Origin of the sequence: Ramlibacter sp. (assembly GCF_028292805.1) — a bacterium.
Classification (GTDB): domain Bacteria; phylum Pseudomonadota; class Gammaproteobacteria; order Burkholderiales; family Burkholderiaceae_C; genus Ramlibacter.
The window spans coordinates 1-7,013 of the sequence record NZ_JAQGLS010000064.1 but is presented as its reverse complement, the minus strand read 5'-3'; the positions used below and the strand labels follow the sequence as shown (position 1 = coordinate 7,013).

Sequence of the window (7,013 nt, the reverse complement as noted above, 5' to 3'; positions counted from 1 at the left end):
GCCTCGGGCGCGGCCACGGCCACGGCCACGGGCGCGGGCGTCGGTGCCGGCGCGGCGGCGGCCGACGCCGCGTCGAGCTTGGCTTGCTCACGCAGCCGCTTGGCTTCGTCCAGCAGGTAGCGCTGGTAGTCGTCCAGGTCGCCGTCGAACGGCGCGATGCCGCCGCGGCCCACCATCCAGAACTCGTCGCAGACCGAGCGCAGCAAGGCGCGGTCGTGGCTGACCAGCATGACGGTGCCTTCGAACTCGTTGAGCGCCATGGCCAGCGCCTCGCGGGTGGCCAGGTCCAGGTGGTTGGTCGGCTCGTCCAGCAGCAGCAGGTTGGGGCGTTGCCAGACGATCATGGCCAGCACCAGCCGCGCCTTTTCGCCGCCGCTCATGGTGCCAACGGTCTGCTTGACCATGTCGCCCGAAAACAGGAACTGGCCCAGGAAGCTGCGCAAGTCCTGCTCGCGCGACTGCTGGCCCGGCACGCTGACCTCGCGCGACAGGCGAATCATGTGTTCCAGGGGCGTGTCCTGCGGCCGCAGCACGTCCAGCTCCTGCTGGGCGAAGTAGCCGATCGCCAGGCCCTTGCCTTCGGTGATGCTGCCGGCCAGCGGCGCCATGGTGCGGGCGATGGTCTTGACCAGGGTCGACTTGCCCTGGCCGTTGGCGCCCAGGATGCCGATGCGCTGGCCGGCCATCACCGAGCGGCTGACGTTGCGCAGGATGGTCTTTGGCTCTTCGCCTTCGGCGGTGTAGCCGAACGAGGCGTCGCTGACCGACAGCATCGGATTGGGCAGGTTGGCCGGTTCCTTGAACTCGAAGGTGAACTCGGCGTCGGCCAGCAGCGGGGCGATCTTTTCCATCCGCTCCAGCGCCTTGACCCGGCTTTGCGCCTGCTTGGCCTTGCTGGCCTTGGCCTTGAAGCGGTCGATGAACTTCTGCAGGTGGGCGATCTTGTCCTGCTGCTTGGAAAAGGCGGACTGCTGCAGCTCCAGCTGCTGGGCGCGCAGCAGCTCGAAGCCGCTGTAGTTGCTGCCATAGCGGGTCAGTTGCTGCGAGTCGATGTGCAGCGTGACGCCGGTGACGGCATCGAGGAATTCGCGGTCATGGCTGATCACCACCAGCGTGCCGGCGTAGCGCTGCAGCCAGGCTTCCAGCCAGACCAGGGCGTCCAGGTCCAGGTGGTTGGTCGGCTCGTCCAGCAGCAGCAGGTCGGACGGCGCCATCAGCGCCCGCGCCAGCTGCAATCGCATGCGCCAGCCGCCCGAGAAGCTGTTGACCGGCTTGTGCAGGTCGTCGACGCGAAAGCCCAGGCCCAGGATCAGGGCCTGCGCCCGTGGCACGGCGTCGTGCTCGCCGGCATCGGCCATGTCGGAATAGACGTGGGCGATGGCCATGCCGTCGCCACTGTCCTCGGCCGCCGTCAGCGCCTCGCGCAGTGCCAGCAATCGGGTGTCGCCGGCCAGCACGAAGTCGGTCGCGGGCGCGTCGGTTTCGGGCATGTGCTGCTCGACCTGGGCCATCCGCCATTGCGAAGGCACCGAGAAATCGCCGCCGTCCTCGTGCAGGGTGCCGTTGAGCAGCGCGAACAAGGTGGACTTGCCGGCGCCGTTGCGGCCGACCAGGCCGACCGACTCGCCGGGATTGATGGTGACGGAGACCTTGTCGAGGAGGACCTTGGCGCCGCGGCGCAGGATCACGTTGCGCAGCTGGATCACTTGGTCATTTCCAGGGTTTCGAAGGCCTGGCCGAAATCGTCCAGCAGGTCCGCCTCGGCTTCGATGCCGGCCGACACGCGGATCAGCGAATCGGCGATGTCCATGCTGCGGCGCATCTCCTCGCCCATTTCCCAGAAGATGGTGCGCGCCGCCGGCAGCGCCAGCGTGCGGTTGTCGCCCAGGTGGCTGGACTTGATCACCAGCTGCAGGGCATTGAGGACGTCGAACGGATCGATGCCGTCCACCGTCTCGAAGCTGAACAGGCCGCCGAAGTGGCGGAACAACTTGGCCGCGCGCGCGTGCTGCGGGTGGCTGGCCAGGCCCGGGTAATGGACCTTGGCCACCAGCGGCGACGTTTCCAGCCAGCGGGCCAGCGCCAGCGCGTTGGAGCAGGCGCGCTCCATCCGCAGCATCAGCGTCTCGGCGCCGGTGGCGATGCGGTGGCCGTGTTCGGCGCTGAGCGTGCCGCCCAGGTCGCGCAGGCCCTTCTTGCGCACCTGCAGCAGGCCCCAGTTGGCTGGCGGGCCCTTGCGGTAGGCCGGCAGCAGGTTGGGGTAGCTGCTCCAGTCGAACAGGCCGGTGTCGGAGACCGAGCCGCCCAGCGCATTGCCGTGGCCGCAGATGCCCTTGGACAGCGAATGGACCACCAGCGAGGCGCCGACCGCCTTGCCCTTGAACAATGCCGGCGTGGTCAGCGTGTTGTCCACGATGTAGACGATGCCGCGCGCGTGGCACAGCTTGCCGATGCCTTCGAGGTCGGCCACCTGGGTGCGCGGGTTGGCGATGGTTTCCACGAACACCATGCGCGTTTGCGGGCGCAGGGCTTGTTCGACGTTGGCCGCTTCGGTGGCGTCGACCAGGGTCACTTCGCAACCCATCTGGGTCAGGGTGTTGAACCAGCTGGCGGTGTTGCCGAACAGGAAGCGGCTGGCCACCACGTGGTCGCCGCGCTGCAGCAGCGCCATCATGGTGGAGACGATGGCGGCCATGCCGGTGGCGAAGCTGACCGTGCCGACGGCGTCCTCCATCAGCGTGACCTTGGCTTCCAGCGCGGCGGTGGTGGGATTGCCCTGGCGGCCGTAGACGTAGCCGCTGCGGTCTCCCTGGAACACGGCAGCGAGGTCTTCGGCACGCTCATAGCCGAAACCGGTGGCGATGTGCAGGGGCTTGTGGGTGGCTCCATGCTCGACGCCGGCTTGGCGGTCGGCGTGCAGGATGCGGGTGGACAGGTCGCGGGTCATAGATCCGCGTATTTTCGCACTGCAGCATGATCGCCGCTTTGCGCCGTCGCTTCAACCTTGCAGCAACGCGTCCCGGGTCAGCAGCAACACCTGGTCTTCGCCCGCGCTGGTCTCCAGCCAGACGGCCCCCAGCGTGGGGAAAGCCGCCTCGAAATGCCCGCGCTCGTTGCCGATCTCCAGCACCAGCACGCCGTCCGCCGCCAGCCGCGAGGGCAGCTCACGCAGCAGCAGCCGGATGAAATCCATGCCGTCGGCGCCGCCGGCCAGGGCCAGTTCCGGCTCGGCCAGGTATTCGGGCGGCAGCTGCGCCATGGAGGCCGCGTTGACGTAGGGCGGGTTGCACAGCACCAGCTCGTAGGGGCCGGGCAGGGCGGCCAGGCCGTCGGACTCCACCAGGCGGATCCGGTCGCCCAGCGCGTGCTTGTCGACGTTGATTTGCGCCACGGCCAAGGCTTCGATCGAGATGTCGGCTGCATCGACCGCCACGTCGGGGTAGGCCATCGCGGCCAGCACGGCCAGGCTGCCGTTGCCGGTGCACAGGTCCAGCACCCGCCGCGTGTGCTCGCCCAGCCAGGGATCGATGGCGCCGTCGGCGATCAGTTCGGCGATGAAGCTGCGCGGCACGATGCTGCGCTCGTCGACGTAGAACGGCACGCCTTGCAGCCAGGCTTCGCGCGTGAGGTAGGCGGCCGGCTTGCGAGTCTCGATGCGCTGTTCCACCAGCGCGCGGATCTCGGCTTGCTCCTCGTCGTGCAGCTCCTGCTGCGCATGCTCGTCCAGTTCGTCCAGCGGCAGGCACTGGCTCCACAGCACCAGCCAGGCCGCTTCGTCGAAGGCGTTGGTGGTGCCGTGGCCGAAGCCGACACCGGCTGCTTCCAGCTCGCGGGCAGCCGCTTCGACAGCTTCGATCAACTTCATGGGGTTAGCCGGTCGAGTTCTTCGAGCGTGCGGCGGTAGATGTTCTTGAGCGGGTCGATGTCGGCCACCCGCACGTGCTCGTCGATCTTGTGGATGCTGGCGTTGATCGGGCCGAACTCGATCACCTGCGAACAGATGCGCGAGATGAAGCGGCCGTCGCTGGTGCCGCCGGTGGTGGACAGCTCGGTTTCCAGCCCGGTCTCGGCGCGGATCGCCGCCTGCACGGCGCCGACCAGCTCGCCCGGCGTGGTCAGGAACGGTTGGCCGCCGACCACCCAGGCCAGCTCGTACTCCAGCCCATGGCGATCGAGGATCGCCTGCACGCGCTGCTGCAACTGCTGCGCCGTGCTGACGCTGGCGAAGCGGAAGTTGAAGTCCACCACCACCGTGCCCGGAATGATGTTGCCCGCGCCGGTGCCGCCATGGATGTTGCTGATCTGCCAGCTGGTGGGCGGAAAGAAGTCGTTGCCGCGGTCCCACTCGGTGCGGGCCAGTTCGTCCAGCGCCGGCAAGGCCAGGTGGACCGGGTTCTTCGCCAGCTGCGGGTAGGCGATGTGACCTTGCACGCCCTTGACGGTGAGCTTGCCCGTGAGGCTGCCGCGCCGGCCGTTCTTGATCATGTCGCCCAATTTCTGCACCGACGTCGGCTCGCCGACGATGCAGTAGTCGAGCTTCTCGCCGCGCTCTTGCAGCTGGCGGCAAACCACCACCGTGCCGTCCACGCTGGGGCCTTCCTCGTCGCTGGTGAGCAGCAAGGCGATGCCCAGCGCCGGGTCGGGGTTGGCCGCCAGAAACTCCTCGACGGCCACCGTGAAGGCGGCGATCGAGGTCTTCATGTCGGCCGCGCCGCGGCCATACAGCAGGCCACCGCGGTGGCTGGGCACGAACGGGTCACTGCTCCACTGCTCCAGCGGGCCGGTCGGCACCACGTCGGTGTGGCCGGCGAAGACCAGCGTGCGGCCGCTGCGCCCGGGCCGCTTGGCCCACAGGTTGGTCACGCGGAACGCGTCCGGGCCACTGGCGATGGTTTCGCAGGCAAAGCCCAGCGGCTGCAGCCGCGCCGCCAGGATCGGCTGGCACTGGCCGTCGTCGGGGGTGACCGTGCGTTGCGCGATCAGCTGTTCGGTGAGGTAAAGGGCCTGGGACATGAGGCTAGTGCTTGACGTCCAGGGTGATTTCCGTGAACGACGGTTCGTCGTCCGCCTCGTCGCCGTCGTCCGCTTCCGCCGCGGCCAGGCCGACGGCGCTGTTCTGCAGCCGCCACTGCAGGTTGGTCGGCGAGTCGGCATAGGACAGGCCTTCCTTGCGGTCGACAGTGCCGTCGATGATCAGGCGCGCGATGTCCATCTCGAAGGTTTGCGAGCCTTCGGCCATCGACTTCTCCATCGCCTCCTTGACGCCGGAGAAGTCGCCCTTCTCGATCAGTTCGGAGATCAGCTTGGTGTTGAGCAGCACCTCCACCGCCGGCGCCCGGCCGCCGGTGACGGTGCGCAGCAGCCGCTGCGACACCACCGCGCGCAGGGCCGCGGCCAGGTCGCCCAGCATGGTCGGCCGCACTTCGACCGGGTAGAACGACAGGATCCGGTTGAGGGCCTGGTAGCTGTTGTTGGCGTGCATGGTGGCCAGACACAGGTGGCCCGACTGCGCATAGGCGATGGCGGCCGACATGGTCTCGCGGTCGCGGATCTCGCCGACCAGGATCACGTCCGGCGCCTGCCGCAGCGCGTTCTTCAGCGCCGCCTGCATCGACTGGGTGTCGGTGCCGACCTCGCGCTGGTTCACCACCGACTTCTTGTTGGTGAACAGGAATTCGACCGGGTCTTCGATGGTCAGGATGTGGCCGGACACCCGCTCGTTGCGAAAGTCCATCATCGAGGCCAGCGTGGTGCTCTTGCCGGCGCCGGTGGCGCCCACCATCAGCAGCAGGCCGCGCTTTTCCATGATCAGCTCGGCCAGGATCATGGGCACCGACAGCGACTCCAGCGGCGGGATTTCGGTGGTGATGAAGCGGATCACGGCCGCGTAGGTGCCGCGCTGGCGCATCGCGCTGAAACGGAAGTTGCCGACCCCCGCAATGGCGTAGGCCATGTTCAGCTCGCCGGTGGTCTCCAGTTCCTCCATCCGCTGGTAGGGGAGCACCTCGGCCAGCAGGCTGCGCGTCGCGTCCGGCGGCAGCAGCTGGTTGTTGATCGGCAGGCACTGGCCATTGATCTTGATCAGCGCCGGCGAATGGGCCGACAGGAAGACGTCCGAAGCCTTTTTCTCGGCCATCAGACGCAGGATGCGTTCCATCGTACTCATCGGCTTCCTTTTTCCATCGGCGTCGTGCCGCTCAAGCGGGGACGACGCGTTCGTTCAGTCGCGCAGCAGGTCGTTCAGGCTGGTGGTCGAGCGCGTCTTGGCGTCGACCTTCTTGACGATGATGGCGGCATACAGGTTGTAGCGGCCATTGTCCTTGGGCAGGCTGCCCGAGATCACGACCGAGCCCGCCGGCACCCGGCCGTAGTGGGTCTCGCCGGTGGCGCGGTCGTAGATCGGGGTGCTCTGGCCGATGTAGACGCCCATCGAGATCACCGAGTTCTCCTCGACGATCACGCCTTCGACCACCTCGGAGCGGGCGCCGATGAAGCAGTTGTCCTCGATGATGGTCGGATTCGCCTGCAGCGGCTCGAGCACGCCGCCCAGGCCGACGCCGCCGGACAGGTGCACGTTCTTGCCGACCTGGGCGCAGGAGCCGACGGTGGCCCAGGTGTCGACCATGGTGCCTTCGTCGACGTAGGCGCCGATGTTGACGTAGCTCGGCATCAGGATGACGCCGGGGGCCAGGTACGCGCCGTAGCGGTCAGATGCCGGCGGCCCCACCCGGACGCCCAGGGCCGCGTACCCGGTTTTGAGCGCCATCTTGTCGTGGTACTCAAACGGGCCGATTTCCTGCGTGATCATCTGGCGGATGGGGAAGTAGAGGATGACGGCCTTCTTCACCCACTCGTTTACCTGCCACTCGTTAGTCTGATCCGGGTGCTGCTCGGCGACTCGCAGCTCGCCTCGGTCGAGGCGCGCGATCACGTCGTGGTTGGTTTCGAGGATGAGCGGCTCGAGGAGCAGAGCCCTGTCGGTCCAGGCTGCTTAGATGCGTTCTTGGGGTGTC

5 protein-coding genes and 1 pseudogene are annotated in these 7,013 nt (G+C 67.6%); all 6 read right to left on the bottom strand.

Going from position 1 to position 7,013, the window contains the following annotated elements:
- Nucleotides 1-1,706, bottom strand: a 1,706-nt coding sequence (locus tag JWP65_RS03400) for an ABC-F family ATP-binding cassette domain-containing protein (RefSeq protein ID WP_299760351.1), incomplete at its 3' end; no start/stop codon positions are given.
- Nucleotides 1,703-2,947: a cystathionine gamma-synthase family protein gene (locus tag JWP65_RS03395; RefSeq protein WP_299760349.1), complete on the bottom strand. Its 1,245-nt coding sequence runs from the start codon at nt 2,945-2,947 to the stop codon at nt 1,703-1,705. The genes JWP65_RS03395 and JWP65_RS03400, both read right to left, overlap by 4 nt.
- A gap of 51 nt (nt 2,948-2,998) precedes the next feature.
- Nucleotides 2,999-3,865, bottom strand: a complete 867-nt coding sequence (gene prmB, locus JWP65_RS03390; protein ID WP_299760348.1) for a 50S ribosomal protein L3 N(5)-glutamine methyltransferase — start codon at nt 3,863-3,865, stop codon at nt 2,999-3,001.
- Nucleotides 3,862-5,013 carry a succinyl-diaminopimelate desuccinylase gene (gene dapE / locus JWP65_RS03385; protein ID WP_299760346.1) on the bottom strand — a complete coding sequence of 384 codons (1,152 nt, stop codon included), beginning with the start codon at nt 5,011-5,013 and terminating at the stop codon, nt 3,862-3,864. The genes prmB and dapE overlap by 4 nt, the downstream gene beginning before the upstream one ends.
- 4 nt (nt 5,014-5,017) lie before the next feature.
- Nucleotides 5,018-6,166: a PilT/PilU family type 4a pilus ATPase gene (locus JWP65_RS03380; protein WP_299760344.1), complete on the bottom strand. Its 1,149-nt coding sequence runs from the start codon at nt 6,164-6,166 to the stop codon at nt 5,018-5,020.
- A 54-nt stretch (nt 6,167-6,220) separates the two neighbouring features.
- Nucleotides 6,221-7,013: pseudogene (locus JWP65_RS03375) on the bottom strand (2,3,4,5-tetrahydropyridine-2,6-dicarboxylate N-succinyltransferase); the annotation flags it as partial.

Bases quoted from the DNA above. Each gene is read 5' to 3' on its own strand.
- dapE (WP_299760346.1), bottom strand. From the start codon at position 5,013: ATGTCCCAGGCCCTTTACCTCACCGAACAGCTGATCGCGCAACGCACG.
- JWP65_RS03380 (WP_299760344.1), bottom strand. From the start codon at position 6,166: ATGAGTACGATGGAACGCATCCTGCGTCTGATGGCCGAGAAAAAGGCT.
- JWP65_RS03395 (WP_299760349.1), bottom strand. From the start codon at position 2,947: ATGACCCGCGACCTGTCCACCCGCATCCTGCACGCCGACCGCCAAGCC.
- prmB (WP_299760348.1), bottom strand. From the start codon at position 3,865: ATGAAGTTGATCGAAGCTGTCGAAGCGGCTGCCCGCGAGCTGGAAGCA.